General features: G+C 68.8%; 19 protein-coding genes. 5 read left to right on the top strand and 14 right to left on the bottom strand.

What is annotated here, in order from left to right; translation table 11 throughout:
- The first annotated feature begins 16 nt into the window (after positions 1 to 16).
- Positions 17 to 1,219, top strand: coding sequence for an MFS transporter (locus sake_RS05565; protein ID WP_223841872.1), 1,203 nt, complete (start codon positions 17 to 19; stop codon positions 1,217 to 1,219).
- Positions 1,220 to 1,225: 6 nt separating this feature from the next.
- Here the strand turns inward: sake_RS05565 and sake_RS05570 are convergent, their stop codons facing one another.
- The 7 genes from sake_RS05570 to sake_RS05600 form a co-directional block, all read right to left on the bottom strand.
- Positions 1,226 to 1,657 carry a low molecular weight phosphatase family protein gene (locus tag sake_RS05570; RefSeq protein WP_035810208.1) on the bottom strand — a complete coding sequence of 144 codons (432 nt, stop codon included), beginning with the start codon at positions 1,655 to 1,657 and terminating at the stop codon, positions 1,226 to 1,228.
- A gap of 169 nt (positions 1,658 to 1,826) precedes the next feature.
- Positions 1,827 to 2,114 (bottom strand): hypothetical protein, encoded by a 288-nt coding sequence (locus sake_RS05575; protein WP_178945588.1) that lies wholly within the window; start codon positions 2,112 to 2,114, stop codon positions 1,827 to 1,829.
- Between the two features lie 98 nt (positions 2,115 to 2,212).
- Complete coding sequence (locus sake_RS05580; protein WP_030014561.1) at positions 2,213 to 3,262, bottom strand: ArsO family NAD(P)H-dependent flavin-containing monooxygenase; 1,050 nt, start codon at positions 3,260 to 3,262, stop codon at positions 2,213 to 2,215.
- Positions 3,259 to 3,681: an arsenate reductase ArsC gene (locus sake_RS05585; protein ID WP_030014560.1), complete on the bottom strand. Its 423-nt coding sequence runs from the start codon at positions 3,679 to 3,681 to the stop codon at positions 3,259 to 3,261. Before sake_RS05585 ends, sake_RS05580 begins: the two co-directional genes overlap by 4 nt.
- 17 nt (positions 3,682 to 3,698) lie before the next feature.
- The gene (locus sake_RS05590; RefSeq protein ID WP_030014558.1) at positions 3,699 to 4,715 is read right to left on the bottom strand and encodes a metalloregulator ArsR/SmtB family transcription factor; all 1,017 of its coding nucleotides are present in this window, start codon (positions 4,713 to 4,715) and stop codon (positions 3,699 to 3,701) included.
- Positions 4,712 to 5,809: an ACR3 family arsenite efflux transporter gene (gene arsB, locus sake_RS05595; protein ID WP_030014556.1), complete on the bottom strand. Its 1,098-nt coding sequence runs from the start codon at positions 5,807 to 5,809 to the stop codon at positions 4,712 to 4,714. The genes sake_RS05590 and arsB overlap by 4 nt, the downstream gene beginning before the upstream one ends.
- A 150-nt stretch (positions 5,810 to 5,959) precedes the next feature.
- The gene (locus tag sake_RS05600; protein WP_178945589.1) at positions 5,960 to 6,181 is read right to left on the bottom strand and encodes a hypothetical protein; all 222 of its coding nucleotides are present in this window, start codon (positions 6,179 to 6,181) and stop codon (positions 5,960 to 5,962) included.
- 80 nt (positions 6,182 to 6,261) lie between these two features.
- On the opposite strand from sake_RS05600, the gene sake_RS05605 reads away from it, so the two are divergent.
- From sake_RS05605 to sake_RS05615, 3 genes are read left to right on the top strand one after another with little or no spacing between them, the layout of a single operon-like run.
- Positions 6,262 to 6,774: an iron transporter gene (locus sake_RS05605; RefSeq protein ID WP_030014554.1), complete on the top strand. Its 513-nt coding sequence runs from the start codon at positions 6,262 to 6,264 to the stop codon at positions 6,772 to 6,774.
- Positions 6,767 to 7,102 (top strand): PadR family transcriptional regulator, encoded by a 336-nt coding sequence (locus sake_RS05610; RefSeq protein ID WP_030014553.1) that lies wholly within the window; start codon positions 6,767 to 6,769, stop codon positions 7,100 to 7,102. The genes sake_RS05605 and sake_RS05610 overlap by 8 nt, the downstream gene beginning before the upstream one ends.
- Positions 7,095 to 8,387 carry an APC family permease gene (locus sake_RS05615; RefSeq protein ID WP_030014552.1) on the top strand — a complete coding sequence of 431 codons (1,293 nt, stop codon included), beginning with the start codon at positions 7,095 to 7,097 and terminating at the stop codon, positions 8,385 to 8,387. The genes sake_RS05610 and sake_RS05615 overlap by 8 nt, the downstream gene beginning before the upstream one ends.
- 46 nt (positions 8,388 to 8,433) lie before the next feature.
- Here the strand turns inward: sake_RS05615 and sake_RS13620 are convergent, their stop codons facing one another.
- The 4 genes from sake_RS13620 to sake_RS05635 all read right to left on the bottom strand — a co-directional run bounded on the left by sake_RS13620 (position 8,434) and on the right by sake_RS05635 (position 12,088).
- Positions 8,434 to 9,057, bottom strand: coding sequence for a hypothetical protein (locus sake_RS13620; RefSeq protein ID WP_223841873.1), 624 nt, complete (start codon positions 9,055 to 9,057; stop codon positions 8,434 to 8,436).
- 82 nt (positions 9,058 to 9,139) lie between these two features.
- Positions 9,140 to 11,260 (bottom strand): cation-translocating P-type ATPase, encoded by a 2,121-nt coding sequence (locus sake_RS05625; RefSeq protein WP_082142010.1) that lies wholly within the window; start codon positions 11,258 to 11,260, stop codon positions 9,140 to 9,142.
- Positions 11,257 to 11,619 carry a helix-turn-helix transcriptional regulator gene (locus tag sake_RS05630; protein ID WP_030014549.1) on the bottom strand — a complete coding sequence of 121 codons (363 nt, stop codon included), beginning with the start codon at positions 11,617 to 11,619 and terminating at the stop codon, positions 11,257 to 11,259. Before sake_RS05630 ends, sake_RS05625 begins: the two co-directional genes overlap by 4 nt.
- A 46-nt stretch (positions 11,620 to 11,665) precedes the next feature.
- Entirely contained in the window at positions 11,666 to 12,088 is a 423-nt protein-coding gene (locus tag sake_RS05635; protein ID WP_178945590.1) for a MerR family transcriptional regulator, read from the bottom strand.
- A 231-nt stretch (positions 12,089 to 12,319) separates the two neighbouring features.
- On the opposite strand from sake_RS05635, the gene sake_RS05640 reads away from it, so the two are divergent.
- The gene (locus sake_RS05640) at positions 12,320 to 13,177 is read left to right on the top strand and encodes a bile acid:sodium symporter (protein WP_308495846.1); all 858 of its coding nucleotides are present in this window, start codon (positions 12,320 to 12,322) and stop codon (positions 13,175 to 13,177) included.
- 265 nt (positions 13,178 to 13,442) lie between these two features.
- Here sake_RS05640 and sake_RS05645 read toward each other — a convergent pair whose 3' ends face one another.
- The 3 genes from sake_RS05645 to sake_RS05655 form a co-directional block, all read right to left on the bottom strand.
- On the bottom strand, positions 13,443 to 14,099 hold the full coding sequence (locus sake_RS05645; RefSeq protein WP_223246099.1) for a CueP family metal-binding protein: 657 nt from the start codon (positions 14,097 to 14,099) through the stop codon (positions 13,443 to 13,445).
- A 93-nt stretch (positions 14,100 to 14,192) separates the two neighbouring features.
- Complete coding sequence (locus sake_RS05650; protein WP_202410719.1) at positions 14,193 to 14,534, bottom strand: metal-sensitive transcriptional regulator; 342 nt, start codon at positions 14,532 to 14,534, stop codon at positions 14,193 to 14,195.
- Positions 14,535 to 14,545: 11 nt separating this feature from the next.
- On the bottom strand, positions 14,546 to 16,696 hold the full coding sequence (locus tag sake_RS05655; protein ID WP_030014545.1) for a heavy metal translocating P-type ATPase: 2,151 nt from the start codon (positions 16,694 to 16,696) through the stop codon (positions 14,546 to 14,548).
- Positions 16,697 to 16,756: the final 60 nt, after the last annotated feature.

A 16,756-nucleotide genomic window follows, 5' to 3' on the forward strand; every position in this document is an offset into this window, starting at 1 on the left:
GCAGCCTGGGCGGGCAATGGTGCTGGCTGCGCTGTGCGTGACCGAGATCGTCTCGTGGGGCTTGCTCTACTACGCTTTCCCGGTCCTGGCTCCGCGGATCAGCGTGGATACCGGCTGGTCGCCGGTGGCCGTCACCTCGGCGTTCTCTGTGGCCCTGGCCGTGTCGGCGTTGGCCGGGGTGCCGGTCGGGCGCTTCATCGATCGGCACGGACCCCGTCTCGTCATGACCGCTGGCTCGGGTCTCGGCGTCGTGTCGCTGGTGGTGATCGCCGCGTCGACGAACCTGCTGGTGTTCATCGTCGGCTGGGCGCTGGCCGGAGTCGCCATGGCCGGAGTCCTCTATCCGCCGGCCTTCGCCGCGATCACCGGCTGGTTCGCTGCCGGCCGGCTCGGCGCGCTGACCACGCTGACGCTGGTGGCCGGACTGGCGAGCACGGTCTTCGCGCCGTTGACCGCAGTTGCGTATGAACAGCTGGGATGGCGAGGCACGTACTTCTGGGCGGCGGTCGTGCTGGCGGCCCTCACCGTCCCGATCCACTCGCTCGTGCTGCGACGCCCCTGGCCCCACCCGGTGCATGCCGACGCGGAGGAGCCAGAGGCCGAGAAGGCCTACGCTGCCGGCGTCGTCCGGGACTCACGGTTCCGGTGGCTTGCCGCTGGACTGACTTTGGTCGCCTTGGCCATGTACGCTGCGTTGCTGGCTCTGGTGCCTCTTATGCTCGAGCGCGGCCTGAGTCCTCAGGCCGCCGCCTGGGTGCTCGGCCTCGGCGGACTCGGTCAGGTCGCCGGTCGGCTCGTCTACACCGCTCTTGCCCGGCATGCCTCGCTGACCGTGCGCACCGCGACCGTGTTCGGCCTCGTCACCGTCAGCACCGCGGTGCTCGCTGTGGTCCCCGGGCCGGTCGGTCTGCTGGTCGCGGCGTCGATGACCGCCGGGGTCGGGCGCGGCATCGCGACGCTGCTTCAGGCGACCGCGGTCACCGACCGGTGGGGCGCGCGCGGATACGGCCGCCTCTCCGGCGTCCTCGGCCTCCCGGTCCTGCTGGCCACCGCCTTGGCTCCCGGGGCCGGTGCGGTCCTTGCCGAGGTCACCGGTAGCTACGCAACCGGGTTTGCGGTCCTGGCCGCGGTTGCCGCGGTGGGGACCGTGCTCATGGTCGCCAGCTCGTCCACGGGGACCCCGCGTTCGGCGGGCGTCGCGTCCTCGCGAGCGGCCTGACCCAGCTCAGGCCACGGGCCCTGCAGCGAGTTCGCCGACAAGTTGGCGCACCTTCTCGGCGAGCTCGTCGCGGACCAGGCGCATTCGTTCCTCGCCCTCGATCCCTCGCGCCGAGGGCTCGTCGATCGTCCATTTCTCGATAGTCCCGGCCATCCCCGGCACGGGCTCGACGACAGCCTCGTCGCCGATTACGACGACGCGGTCCGCAGTCTGCAACATAGTGGGATCGATCGGCTTCGGGTGCTCGTCGGCCATGCTCGCCCCGACCTCGGCGACAGAGGCAGCGGACAGGGCATTGAGCCCCGTCCCGGGGGAGGTGCCCGCCGAGTGCACCCGGACGGAGTTGCCGGCGACCTGGCGCATGAGTGCGGCGGCCATCTGCGACTTGCCTGCGTTCTTGACGCAGACGAATAGGATGGACGGCTTCTTCTCGATCACGATGTCTACCTTTGTTCAGTCGATGTTAAGAGCCACCAGGAGCTCGCGGGCACGGGCCGCGATGTCATCGCGGCCGAGCAGTCCCCGCATGCCAGCGGCTCGTCATTGTCGAGGGACCAGTGGATGGCGTTTATGCCCACCACTCATCAACAGAGGCGCGCCAGCCGCGTCAGCACGACGCGGTTGCGGACTCTGGCCCGGTGGTTGCCAGATCGCGCAGGCGTTGCTCCGCTCGGTGCACGGGGACGGACTCGACGAAAGCTTCGCGGCAGGTCGAGCAGCAGATCTTCCGGCCGTCAGGCAGCAGGCGCGTGGGCGATCCCATGCCGTTCTGGCGAACGCGTTCGTCCGTACAGACTGTCGCATGATCCCGGCACAGCGCCGCGCCGCAGTGCCGGCAGAATGCGACGGCGGGGACAGGACCCTGGCCGGCCGTTTCGTGTTCCCAGCAGTCCATCTGCCACTCCTTGATTCGATGATGATCTATATAGAATCTACGCGACGCATCGATAGACGTCAATATCATCTGCGCCATCGATACGTCCGACATCAGCGTTAAGCCCTAGCCATCCGAGCGCCGATCTCGGCGACGGCGGGCTTGGCGGTGCGAGCCGCGCCGATGATGGTGGCGGAGGCGAATCCGGTCCAGTCGCCATAGCCGAGCAAATGCAGCCCGCGGTGGTCAATGCTCCGAGTACTGTCGGTGGCGGGATGGCCGTGCTCGCGCGTCAGTCCGAGCCCGCTCAGGTGGCCTAGGTGAGGGCGGAAGCCGGTGCTCCAGATGATCGCATCGCACTCGTGCTCGCGGCCGTCGTTCCAGGAGACTCCCGTCGGGCTGAGGCGGTCGAACATGGGCGAACGGTCCAGGACGCCGCGATCTCGAGCGGCCTGCACGGGAGGCACCATGACGATGTCTCCAAGTCCGGACACACCGTCGTGGTCCCGGCCAGAGCGACGGGCTGCCTCGCGGGCGGTAGCGACGTCGAAGAGCACTCTGCCGTCGACATCGTCTGGCATGAATCGCGGTGGGTGCCGCGTGACCCACAGCGTTTCGGCGACCGTGGAGACCTCGGCGAGGATCTGTGCGGCGGAGTTCCCTCCTCCGACGACCACGACCCGTTGGCCGGCGAACATGTCGGGCGAGTCGTAGTCGACGGTGTGCAGCTGCCTGCCGGAGAACGTGTCCTGACCGGGGACGTACGGCAGGTAGGGGCTCTGCCACGTGCCGGTGGCACTGATCACCGCAGCGGCCTTCAGAGAGCCCGCGTCCGTGTCCACGGTCCAACGCTCGTGCTCCCGGTGGACGCTTGTGACGCCGACCGAACGGCGCACAGGCAACTCGTAGCGCTCCTCGTATCGTTCGAGGTAGTCTACGACGTGGCTCGCGGTGGGGAACACCTCGCCGGTCTGGGCAGGCATCGGCCATCCGGGTAGAGGACTGTACTGGGCTGGGGAGAACATCCTGAGCGATTGCCAGCCGTGCTGCCAGGCCCCGCCCGGTCGTTCCTGTTCGTCGAGGATGACGAAGTCCAGGCCGGCGCGGCGGAGGAAGTATCCTGCGGCGAGTCCGGCCTGGCCTCCTCCGATGACGACGACGTCACTCACGCCAGCGCCGGGTCCTGGCCGAGCAGCTCTGAAGTGAGCGTCTCGATCCGGGACCTGATTTCGTCGCGGATCGGGCGCACCGCCTCGATGCCCTGGCCAGCGGGATCGTCGAGCTTCCAATCCTCGTAGCGCTTGCCGGGGAAGAACGGGCAGGCGTCACCGCAGCCCATCGTGATGACGACGTCGGAGTCCTGCACGGCCTCGGTGGTGAGGACCTTGGGCTCCTCGGCGATGATATCGATCCCCTCTTCAGCCATGGCCTCTACAGCGACCGGGTTGATCTGCTCGGCGGGCATTGACCCTGCCGAGCGGACCTCGATGCGGTCCGCGGCGAGGTGGCGCAGCCAACCGGCGGCCATCTGGGAGCGGCCGGCGTTGTGGACGCAGACGAACAGGACGGAGGGTGTTTGATCGCTCATGTCTGTGCTTCTCTCGTTCATTCGGTGGTGAAGGTGGCGAGGAGCCGGCTGACGCGTGCAGCGATGTCGTCGCGTATAGCGGCGAGTCCCTCCGGCGATGCCAGTGCCGGGTCGCCGACAGCCCAGTCTTCGTACCGGACTCCGGGGACGATGGGGCAGGCGTCGCCGCAGCCCATGGTCACCACGACATCGGCAGCGCGAATGGCGTCGTCGGTGAGCGGCTTGGGGAACGCCTCGTCGGCGGCCTCGCGGTCGATGTCGGCGACGAGGTCGCGCACGTGCGGGTGGATGCCCGTCGCCGGGGTCGAGCCGGCGGACCGGGCGATGACCCTGCCCTCGGACAGGCTGCGGGTCAGCGCCGCGGCCAGCTGGGAACGACCTGCGTTGGCGACGCAGACAAACAGCACCTGAGGCGGTGCGGTTGCTCGGTTGCGGGTGAGGTCGGCCAGTCGCTGCCGGGCGAAGCGCTCGGTCAGGGGCACCAGGTAGCGTGTGATCTTCGCCGACCGGGCCAGCGCCGTGTACGATTCCCGGACGATGCTGGTGACGGTCTCCCGCGGCAGCTGTGACGTCGCGTCCGCGAGGTCGGCGGCCAGACGCCTGATGTGCTCGTCCATGCTCTCCAGCTCCGCGTCGGCCGTCGTCTCCGGTTCCACGCTGGGGGCAACGGCCGCGGGCGCGAACCCCTCGAGCAAGGCGGCGACGGCGGCACTCTTCCCTGGCGCGATGCTGTACCAGACCCAAGTCCCACGGCGCTCGGAATTGAGCAGCCCCACTGTCCGGAGGACCTTGAGGTGGTGGGAGACGGTCGGCTGTGAGACCTCGGCGAGGTCGGCGAGATCGCACACGCACGACTCTCCGCGAGGATCGGCAGCGATTGCCGAGAGCATCCGCAGACGCAATGGGTCGGCGAGGGCCTTGAGTGTGCCCGTGAGAGTCGCGGCAACCTCCTGGCCGAGGGCTGTTGAGATCGGCGGCACCTGGGGTGGGCAGTCTTCATCGGGGGCGGCTGGCGTCAGCGCGATGTCGGTCATGACGTTCGTACCTCCTGGTTATAGGGATCGGTGCGGAACCACGCCTTGGCGGCCCAGAGGGAGACGTAGACGAGGCCGACGAGGACGGGCACCTCGATGAGCGGTCCGACGACGCCGGCCAGAGCCTGGCCAGAGGCCGCACCGAAGGTGCCGATCGCGACGGCGATGGCGAGCTCGAAGTTGTTGCCCGCCGCGGTAAATGCAAGTGTGGTCGACCGTGCATAGCCGAGGCCGATGCCCTTGCCCAACAGCAGGCCCGCGAACCACATGACGGCGAAGTACACCAACAGCGGCAGGGCGATCCGGACGACGTCCAGCGGCCGGCTCGTGATCTGCTCACCCTGGAGGGCGAACAGCAGCACGATGGTGAACAGCAGCCCGTAGAGCGCCCACGGCCCGATCTTCGGGACGAACTTCTCCTCGTACCAGTCCCGGCCCTTGCGCTTCTCGCCGATCCAGCGCGAGGCGAATCCCGCGATCAGGGGTAATCCGAGGAAGACGAGGACGTTGAGGGCGATCTGGCCCATCGACACCTCGAGCCCTTGTGTGTCCAGGCCGAGCCAGCTCGGCAGGACGCTGAGGTAGAACCAGCCGAGGACGGAGAACATGACGACTTGGAAGACCGAGTTGATCGCCACCAGCACCGCGGTCGCCTCGCGGTCGCCGCAGGCCAGGTCGTTCCAGATCACGACCATGGCGATGCACCGGGCCAGACCGACGATGATGAGCCCGGTGCGGTATTCGGGAAGGTCGGGCAGGAGCAGCCAGGCCAGGGCGAACATGATCGCCGGCCCGGCGAGCCAATTGAGCACTAGAGAGGAGATGAGGAGCTTCTTGTCGCCGGTGACCGCGGCGACCTTGTCGTAGCGGACCTTGGCCAGGACCGGGTACATCATCACCAGCAGGCCGAGTGCGATCGGCACTGAGATGCCGGCGATCTCGAGCCGGGCGAGCACGTCGGAGACGCCGGGCACCAGGCGGCCGAGCAGGAGGCCTGCGACCATGGCGAGTCCGATCCAGGCCGGCAGCCACCTGTCGAGGGTTGAGAGCCGTCGGGTCACGGGAGGTGCGGCGAACGCCGCTTGATTCGACATGCTTCTATGTTGACAGGCTTCGATGCAGTGGGCAACTTCGGACCTCCAGAGGTGAGCAGCTACCTGCCACCGCAGGACATCGCCGCTGGATCGAGTTCCCTGCCGGGCGGCGTCGGCCTAGGGAAGCGCCGGTCCCGGCCGATTCAGGAATCAGGATCGCCAGGCGGGTTCGTCGTGGAATTCGAAGTCGATATATGCCTTCTCCAGGCCGGCCAGGGCTTCGGCGGTGGTCTCGAACAGCGCCTGGGCCCAAGAGTCGTCGATCTTGGTGACGTTCTGACACAGGTGTGCGGTCACCTCTGACAGCCGCTCGCGGACCTGGCTGGTGTGGCGGCGGGGGTCGTGCTCGGCCAACTGTGTCGGATCAGACATGACTGGCTTCCTCTCGTTGACTGGGCCTTCAATATCGGTCTACGATATCGGCATCCGATAGATCAGGGAAGGGGACTGCGATGCATGTATGGGGATCGCCGGAGACGCGAACCTTCGGCCGGTTGCGGGTGGATGTGGCCGTCGGGCCGATCGCCCGGATGTTCGACGCCGAGGACTGGCAGCAGCCGGCCAATGCGGGCGGCGGTGCCGTGTTCGCCGGCCGGGCGGACGAAGTGGTGGAGAACATCGCGGCCGAGCCCGGCCCGGCAGATCCACCGGCGGATCTGTTCAACCTCGACGCACACATCTACGACGTCGACACCGGGCATCCGGTGCCGTACCTCGACGTCGCCGTCGACGTCATCCGCCTCGACGGCGACGATGACGATAGACCGGAGTTCACGGGGCTGGGGCTGGTGCCGGTGGCCCGGCCCCGCAAGGGCACGGCCGGTCTGCACTACGGCAACAACGTCGCCCTCGACCCCGAAGGCAGCTATCGAGTGTGGGTCCACATCGGCGCGTCGGCGCTGACCGGCACCGACGAGCCCTCGAGCCTGGACTTCACCCTCGATCTCGGTGCCGCCGATGAGTGAGTTCATCCGGGGCGCGGTGCGGATGCACATCCTGCATCACGCCGCCGAGGGCGAGATCCACGGCGCATGGATGGCCGAGGAGCTCGGCCATCACGGATATCAGATCAGCCCCGGCACCCTGTACCCGACCCTGCATCGCTTGGAAGACCAGGGGCTGCTGACCTCGCGGCAGACCACGGTGGAGGGGCGCAACCGGCGGCTGTACCAGATCACCGACGCCGGCCGGGCCGTATTGGCCGACGAACGCCAGGCCCTGACCGAACTCGCGCGCGAAATCCTCCACACCGAAACCCCCGACGCTCCCGATGGGATGACACCTGATGAGTGAACCGACTCCGCAGTTGGATCGACGCCTGGGCACCGGCGACGCGGTGATCATCGGGCTCGGGTCGATGATCGGTGCCGGCATCTTCGCCGCCTTCGGGCCGGCGGCCCAGGCGGCCGGCACCGGCCTGCTGATCGGCTTGGGAATCGCGGCGGTGATCGCCTACTGCAACGCCACCGCCTCGGCCCAGCTCGCCGCGGTCTACCCGACCTCGGGAGGCACCTACATCTATGGCCGAGAGCGCATCGGTCACTGGTTCGGGTTCACCGCTGGCTGGGGCTTCGTGGTCGGCAAGACCGCCTCCTGCGCGGCGATGGCGCTGACCTTTGCCACCTACGCCGTGCCCGGCCCCTGGTGGGCCCAGCGGTTGGTGGCGGTGGCCGGCATCGTCGGACTGGCCGCGTTGAACTACCGCGGGGTGAGCAAGACCGCCGGCCTGACCCGGATCCTGGTCGCCATCACCCTGGTCGCGCTGGCGGTGCTGGTGGTCGGCATCTTCGCCGTCGGCCAACCCTCGCCGACGAACCTGGGCGGCTGGCCGGCGTTGACCGTCGGCGGGCCGTACGGGATCCTACAGTCGGCCGGGCTGTTGTTCTTCGCCTTCGCCGGCTACGCCCGGATCGCGACCATGGGCGAGGAGGTCCGCGACCCGCAGCGCACCATCCCGCGCGCCATCCCCATCGCCCTGATCATCGTGGTGATCATCTACCTGGTCGTCGGCGTGAGCGTCCTGCTCGCCGCCGGGCCGGACAAGATCGCCGCCGCGACAGCACCCCTGACCACAGCCGTGCAAGCAGCCGGGGTCGGCGGGCTGGGCCCGGTGGTCCGGATCGGCGGCGCGGTCGCCAGCCTCGGGGCGCTGCTGGCGCTGATCGCCGGCATCGGCCGCACCAGCCTGGCCATGGCCCGGCATCGCGATCTGCCGTTCTGGCTGTCGGCGGTCCACCCCCGTCACAAGGTGCCCCACCACGCCGAGATCGCCCTCGCCGTCGTCGTGTCCGTCCTGGTGCTGACCACCGACCTGCGCGGCGTGATCGGATTCTCCTCCTTCGGCGTGCTCATCTACTACGGCATCGCCAACACCGCCGCATTCACCCAGCCGCCGTCCGACCGCCGCTGGCCACGCTGGCTCAACGTCCTCGGCGTCCTCGGCTGCCTGGTCCTGATCGCGACCCTGCCCTGGCAGTCGATCATCGCTGGACTGGCCATGTTCGCCGTCGGCCTGCTCGGCCGCTGGATCGTCCTGCATCGACGTGAAAAGCCCGGCCCAGGGGCAGAGTCGGACTGACCTGCCGCGCCCCGGGGGAGTGAGGCGACTGGGCGGAAGTGCACGCTTACCCGACGTCGAGGGCCGCGAGCTGCTCCGCGCTGCCGGTGACGACGAGGCGCAGGTCGGCGTGGCTCTCGTCGATCGACCAGTCGACGAACGAACAGCAGGCGCTCTTGACCGCCACGAGGTCGTGAAGACGCTGGACGGAGTCGTCGGCTTTCGCGTAGTGGACGATGATCCGGGCGTCGCCGCGTTCGACGTCGAGGAGATATCCGTCGTCGAAGGCCCGCCATTTCTCGACCTGCTCCTTGCCGGCGTCCGGCGTGAGCGTGCAGGCGATGAGCACCGCGTTCGGCAGACCCTGCAGGGCGCTCTCGCGGACGTCCCGCGAGGCCCCACGGATGGCCGTGCGCAACTGCGCGACGGTCGGCGACCCGGCCCGCCCGTCGGGAGTCCGATACATGCGGCACGCGAGGCCGACCGGCGCACTGTCTTCGGCGAACGGGTCGACGCCGTCGATCAGTACGGTCGGGGAGCCGTGGAAGCCGAGGCGCGAGGCGTCCTCGGGTGTCTCGACCCGTTGGTGGACGACCTCCGCGCCAGATCGCCCGTCGAGGGCTTCGGCAATCTTGGAGTCGAGGATCTCCCAGTTCGGGCAGCCGTCGAAGTACTGGAGCGTGATCTTCATGGTCGTGGTCCTTTCCGTCGGCGTCGGGTCTCCTCGAGCGGCTCCCGGTTCGGGCGTCTCCCGAAGCGCTGGGCCTCGATGGTCATCGGTTCGCCTTCGTCCCGTGCGCCGGCTGGAGGTCCGAGGCTGCAGGCAGCCCTCGGCTCGCCGCGATGGGCCTGCGCGCGGCGCGTACGCCATTGAGGATGACGACGACCTCGGCAACCTCGTGGACGAGGACGACTCCGGCCAGGCCGAGCACCCCGAAGAGGGCGAGCGGGAACAGGACGACGATGATCGCCAGCGCGAGGACGATGTTGGCCGTCATGATGCGCCGGCCTCTGCGAGCATGCGCGAACGCGGCGGGGATCAGGCGCAGATCGTGGCCGGTGAAGGCGATGTCGGCGGATTCCACCGCGGCCGCGGAACCGGTGGCTCCCATCGCGATGCCCACGGTCGCGGTGGCCAGCGCGGGGGAGTCGTTGATGCCGTCGCCGACCATCGCCGTCGGCCGCGCTGCGGCCAGACCTGTGATCGCCTCCGCCTTGTCGGCTGGCAGCAGTTCGGCGCGGACGTCGTCGATGCAGGCCTGGGCGGCCAGGGCGCGGGCGGTGCGGGCGTCGTCGCCGGTGAGCATGACCGTGCCGATTCCCTGGTCGTGGAGCATGCGCACGGTCTCGGTGGCCTCGGGGCGGAGTTCGTCGCGCACGCCGATCAGGCCGGCGACCTCACCGTCGGCTTCCACCACGACGACCGTCATGCCCATTTCGGCCAGCTCGTCGGCGTCGGTCCGCAGGCCGGCCGGGGCGATCCAGCGTGGACTGCCGACCCTGACGAAACGGCCGGTGACCCGGCCGGCGATGCCGTGCCCGGCGTCCTCGGCCACCTCGCTCGCCGCCGGGGAGTCCGGCGCGGCCGCTGTGATCGCCGCCGCCAGGGGATGGGTGCTGGTCGCCTCGAGGGCCGCCGCCCACGCGAGGACGTCCTGTTGGCTGCCGCCCGGCGCGGTGCGGGTCTCGGTCACCTGCGGCTGGCCCTGGGTGAGGGTGCCGGTCTTGTCGAAGGCGACCGTGCGGATGGTGCCGAACTGCTCGAAGGCGGCCCCGGACTTGATGACGACGCCGAACCTTGAGGCGGACCCGATCGCGCTGATGACGGTGACCGGCACGGCGATCGCCATCGCGCACGGCGACGCCGCGACGAGGACGACGAGGGCCCGTTCGACCCAGGTCCACGGGTCGCCGACGACGAGCCCGAGCAGCGCGACCAGGGCCGCGGCGACGAGGACGGCAGGGACGAGGGGACGGGCGATCCGGTCGGCCAGCCGGGCGCGCTCTCCCTTGCGGGCGTGGGCCTGCTCGACCAGGGCGACGATCTGTGTCAGCGAGTTGTCCCGTCCGTCTGCGGTCGCCTCGACCAGCAGGGACCCGGACCCGTTCACCGCGCCTGCTGGCACGGGGTCGCCCGGTCCTACCTCCACGGGGATCGACTCCCCGGTCACGGCGGAGGCGTCGACGCTCGAGCGGCCCTCGGCGACCACGCCATCGGTCGGGACATGCTCACCGGCTCCGATCACGAGCAGGTCGAGTTCGCGGAGGTCGGCCACCGGCACGGTCGCGACTCCGCCCATGCGGGAGACGCGGGCGGTCTGCGGGACCAGCGAGAGCAGCGCGCGCAGTCCCTCCTTGGCGCGGTCCATCGCCCGATCCTCCAGGGTCTCGGCCAGGGAGAACAGGAAAGCCAGGGCGGCGGCTTCGGCGACGTGGCCGAGCAGCACCGCGCCGACCGCGGCGATCGTCATCAGCAGGCCGACGCCGAGCCGTCCACGGATCAGGCGGCGCACCGCGCCGGGCACGAACGTCCACGCGCCGGCCAGCAGCGCGATCCACTGGGTCACCAGCGCGGCGACGTCCAGGTCGGACCAGTCCAGCGCGTACCCGGCGACGAGGAACAGGCCGGCGACCGCTGAGGGGAGCAGGGCGAGGTCCCTCCACCACGGCGGGCGGGACTCCGGTTCCGCGCCAGGTTCCGATGGGCTCCGCGCCGGGTCTGGCCCGCAGCAGGCGTCGCCGTCGTCGTGTACCGCAGCCGGGACGGTCTCTGGCCCGCAGCAGGCATCGCCCGATGCCCTGGGTGCGTCCGTGCCGATCGGCTGCAGGGACGAGCGGCGGTTTTCCGCCCTCGGATGGCGCGGCTCGTCGACGCCGCAGCACTCATCGTTCATCGCACAGCCCCGTCGGCGTCGCAGCAGCCGGGCACCGAGCACTCCGGGTCCAAGCACGGTGCGCTCTCGTCCACCGCCAGCGTCACGTCCACGAGCGCGGTCAGGGCTGCGGCGATGTGCGGGTCGGCGATCTCGTAGCGGGTCTGCCGGCCCTCGGGCTCGGCGACGACGATCCCGCAGCCCCGCAGGCAGGACAGATGGTTCGACACATTCGTGCGCGTTAGCTCGAGCTCCCGGGCGAGTCTTGCCGGGTACCCAGGCTCATCGAGGAGGGACAGCAAGATCCGTGAGCGTGTCGGGTCGGACATGGCGCGGCCGAGGCGGTTCATGACGTCGACGCGTGAAGCAATGGTCAGCATGTACTGACCATACAGTGTTTGCTGACCGATTGGCCAGCCCGTGCGATCAGCCCTGCTGGGCAGCCGTTCCGGCGAAGGCCCTGAATGCGCACTCCGACCGGCAGGGCTCGTCACTGTCGGGGCAGCCGTCGACGTGGTCCCGCGCCTGCCGCAGCTGGTCCTGCAGCCGTGTCAGTGACCGAAGCTGTTGCTCAACGGCAGCGATCTGCTCGGCCAGCAGCGGCTGCAGCGTTGCCTTCACCCCCGTGCAGGTCCCGTCGTCGACGAGCTCGATGAGCCGGCGAATCTCGGGCAGCTCGAGGCCGAGCCGCTTCGCCGCGGTGATGAAGTCCAGCCGCTCGAGGTGGCCCCCGTCGAAGTCCCGGTACCCGTTCGGGCTCCGGTCCGCTGCGAGAATGCCGAGGCGCTCGTAGTAACGCAGCGTGCTCGCAGGCACCCCGGTGCGCTCGGAGACCTCGGAGATCTTCATGTTCCGACCATAGGGCGCTCCGGCTTGACCTTCAACCCGGGTTCAAGGTCTAGCGTTTAAAACGGCGCAGTGCATGCGCCCAGCCCGACAGAGAAGGAGACCCATGCGCGCGAGTATGGAATGGATGGTTAGGCACCAGGTCGCGCTCTACGTCGCGGGACTGGCCCTCGGGGCCGTCGTCGACTGTCCCGGCCCACGATCGCCCACCCGGCAGAGCACGCGATTCACCCGGTGCTGGCGCTTCTGCTCTACGCCACGTTCCTCAGCATCCCGTTCGGCAGGCTCGGCCGGGCATTCAAGGACTGGCGCTTCCTCACGACGGTCCTCGTCGTCAACTTCGTCCTGGTGCCGCTGGTCGTCTGGCCGCTGTCGCGGATCGTCGCCGGCGACCAGGCGCTGTTCGTCGGGGTGCTGTTCGTGCTGCTGACCCCGTGTATCGACTACGTCATCGTCTTTTCCGGCCTCGCGGGCGGCGACGAGGAGCGCCTCCTGGCGGCGGCCCCGCTGCTGATGATCGCCCAGATGCTCCTGCTGCCGCTGTACCTGTGGATCTTCATCGACGCGGAGTTCGTCGGCTCCGTCGAGTTCGGTCCCTTCGTCGAGGCCTTCGTCCTGATCATCGCCCTGCCGCTGGTCGCCGCCGCGCTCACGCAGCTCGCCGCCGCCCGATGGCGCATCGGGCGCAGGGTCGAAGAGATCGTCATGGGCGCGATGGTGCCGCTGATGGTCGCCACCCTGGCGGTCGTGGTCGCCTCGCAGGTCGCCGGGGTGAGCGCCCGGTCCGGCTCCCTGCTCCTGGCGGTGCCGGTCTTCGTCCTCTTCGCGGCCGTCATGGTGCCGGTGGGGATGCTGGTCAGCCGCGCGGCGGGCCTCGACGTGCCCGGCAGGCGCGCCGTCGTGTTCAGCGGCGCGACTCGGAACTCGCTCGTCGTGCTCCCGCTGGTGCTCGCGTTGCCCGCGGCGTTTGACCTGGCACCGCTGGTCGTGGTCACCCAGACGCTCGTCGAGCTCGTCGCCATGGTCGTGTTCGTCCGGTTCGTGCCGCTGCTGGTGCCGGAACTCGTGCCGGCTGCCGACGCGTCCGCGTAGGTTTCGTAGTCGAAGCTGCCCTCGCGCCTCAACGGGTCGGCAGGAGTCCTCGGAGGGCTGCCGCACTCCGACGGTCAAGCAATGAGCGCCTTGGCGGCGGCGAGGATGTCGATGGTCGGCCGGTACTAGGCACTGCTTGATTAGACATGCATCCATTTTGAAGGATGTCGATGCCGGCTACACGTCGACCGGATGGTGTTCGTGAAGGCGGGGCTCTCTGATCGTCGGTGATCCGCACTTCCTCGGCGTCTTCAGCATCCGGGCGTCACGTCAGTTGGAGAGTGGTTAAGCAGGTGGGGTCGTCGAGGCGGGTCGAGATGTCCTGTTTCGCGGTGCGGTCTTCGGTGCTGACCGTGAGCGTCGCATCAATACCGCGGGGCAGCCAGAGTCCGATGAATCCGTTGTCGTAAGTCGTGAGCGAATCTTCGAGGATGGTCTCGCCCGACGTCGTGTTGACCACTGTGACATCGACGTCAGTGTTGGCGAGCTCGCCGAGACAGGTAGTGAGGCTGTGGAAGTAGCACTCGTGGGTCTGCTCGAGATACGGGGCGATAGAGACGTAGAAGTCGTCCTCTGGCATCGGCAGAGTGGTTTGGTTGTTCTGATCGTCGGTGAGGACGAGTTGGTCGGGCTCGATCGAAGCCATGAGTTCGGTTGAGCGGTCTATGACCGGCATCGTGTCAAGACGCTTGATGATTTCCCGGGCGTCCAGGCCATCGAGGCCGTGGTGGGCTACCAGAGACTGATCGGATCCTGCGGAAGGGGATGGGTCAGCACCGGCGCAGCCGCTGAGCAGGAGGACGGCGCTGGCTGCCAGCGCGGTTATGGTCGCGCCGAGTCCCTGCCGGCTTCTGGAGGGTCGGATTGGTGCGGCAAGGGTAGGGGTCATATCGAGCTCTTCTCTCGGGTAGATGTTGGTCATGTCGTCAGGCCCGATCTCCGCCTCCGTCCCGCCCCGGGACCGAAGGCGGGACGATGCTCAGCTCACGCCTGCGCGGAGCGAAATCCCAAGGTGTTAGGAGCGGACGAGGCGGTTGATGGCGTCGCTGGCTTCCTGGATCTTGGCGATAGCCGCGTCCTCATCGCCTTGCTTGGCGGCGTCGAGGACGCAGTGCTTGAGGTGGTCATCGAGCAGGCCGGTCGCCACACCCTGCAGGGCCCGGGTGAGGGCGGAGACCTGGGTGAGGATATCGATGCAGTACTTCTCGTCGTCGATCATCTTCGTAATCCCCCGGGCCTGGCCTTCGATGCGCTTCATGCGGTTGCGGTAGCGGTCCTTGTCGCTGATGTAGCCGTGCTGGTGGGTCCCGGTGTCGGTCCTGATCTCGGTGCTGTCGGTGGCAGTGTCGTTGGCCATGGTTGTGTCCTTCACTTCTGGCGCTCCAGGACGGAGCGGGTGCTGGCTTCGGGGGTGAGGTCGATGCGCCGCAGCAGCTGGGCGTTGAGGGCGACAACGACGGTGGAGATCGACATCAGGATCGCGCCGACCGACATCGGCAGGACGAACCCGACGGGTGCGAGGACGCCGGCCGCGAGCGGGACGGAGATGAGGTTGTAGCCGGCGGCCCACCACAGGTTCTGCTTCATCTTCCGGTAGGCGGCCCTCGACAGCTGGATCACCGACAAGACGCTGCGCGGGTCGGAGCTGGCGAGAATGACCCCGGCCGAGGCGATGGCGACGTCGGTGCCGGCTCCGATGGCGATGCCGACATCGGCCTGGGCCAGCGCGGGGGCGTCGTTGACGCCGTCGCCGACCATGGCGACCTTCTTGCCCTCGTGCTGGAGCGCGGCGACTTTCGCGGACTTGTCCTCGGGACGAACGCCGGCGAAGACGCGGTCGATGCCGAGTTCCTGGCCGACCTCGTTCGCCACCGCTTCGGCGTCACCGGTGATCATGACGACCTCGACGCCGAGCTCATGGAGGGCGTCGACGGCATCGCGGGACTCTGGGCGAACCTCGTCGGCGAGCTTGAGGCCACCGATCACCTTGCCATCACGGAGGACGTGCAGGATGATCGCGCCCTCTGCCCGCCACGCGTCTGCCGTGTCGACCTCGTCCTGCCCGGTCTCTTCGAGCAGCCGGGGTCCGCCGACGCGGATCTCCTGGTCGGCCACCGTCGCAGTGACGCCGACCGCGGGGGAAGAGGTGAATCCGCTGGACGGCTCGAGGGTGAGGCTCTTCTCCTTGGCGGCGGTAACGATGGCCTGGGCGAGGGGGTGCTCGCTGTCGGCCTCGGCGGATGCGGCCAGGGCGAGCACCTGGTCGGCATCCATGCCTGCGGTCGGTTCGACGCCGGTGACGGTGGGCTCGCCCTTGGTCAGGGTGCCGGTCTTGTCGAAGAGGACCGCGTCGACTTGGCGCATGGACTCCAGGGCGAGGCGGTCCTTGACCAGGACGCCGCCGCGGGCGGCGCGCTCGGTGGCGATGGAGACGACCAGTGGGATCGCCAGGCCCAGAGCGTGGGGGCAGGCGATGACGAGGACGGTGATGGTGCGGATGACCGCGTCGTCGGGCAGTCCGAAGAGGGTCCAGACTGTTGCGGTGATCAGGGCGGCTACGAGGGCGAACCAGAACAGCAGGGCAGCGGCGCGGTCGGCGATGCGCTGTGCACGGGAGGAAGAGCCCTGCGCCTCAGCGACGAGCCGGTTGATGCCCGCCAGCGCCGTGTCGTCGCCCGTGGCGGTGATCTCCACCCGCAGGCCGGAGTCGGTGGCGACGGTGCCGGCGGTGACGTTCTCGCCCTCGCCGCGGGCGACGGGGCGTGACTCGCCGGTGATCATGGACTCGTCCATGTCGGCGCGGCCGTCGACGACGATGCCGTCGGCGGGGACGCTGCCACCGGGGCGGACGATCACGACATCGCCGACGCGCAGCTCGGCCGGGTCGACCTTGACGACGTCGTCGCCCTCGATCCGCTCGGCCTCATCGGGCAGCAGCGCGGCCAGGGAGTCCAGCGCCGAAGTGGTCTGGGCCAGGGAGCGCATCTCGATCCAGTGGCCCAGCAACATGATGACGATCAGCAACGCCAGCTCCCACCAGAACTCGAGCTCGTGATGGACGAGCCCGAGAGTGGCGGCCCAGGAGGCGAGGAACGCGACGGTGATCCCGAGCGCGATCAGCAGCATCATCCCGGGCTGGCGGCTCTTCAGCTCGCTGACGGCACCGGTGAGGAACGGGGTGCCGCCCCAGGCGTACATGACGGTGCCGAGCACTGCGGCGACCCAGCCCGCCCAGCCGGGCACCGAGTAGCCCAGCAGCATGGCGAACATGGGAGAGAACGCGACCACCGGGATGGCGATGACGAGGTTGATCCAGAACAGTCGACGGAACTGGCCGACGTGGTCGCCGTGGCCCGCATGACCACCATGGCCACTGCCGTGATCGCCGTGCCCGGCATGGTCGCCGTGTTCCATGGTGTGGCCTTCGTGCTCGGCATGCGAGTCGTCAACGTGGCCGGACTCGGTGGTCTCGTCGGCGACGTCGCCGTGGTGATGGTGATGCGTGGTCGGGTCCGTCATTGCTCTTCGCTTCCCCTCGTTCTTCCCCGGTCTTCCCTTCGATCGGGTCGTGTCTCGCCG

Origin of the sequence: Kocuria sp. TGY1127_2 (assembly GCF_013394385.1) — a bacterium.
Taxonomy (GTDB): Bacteria; Actinomycetota; Actinomycetes; order Actinomycetales; family Micrococcaceae; genus Rothia.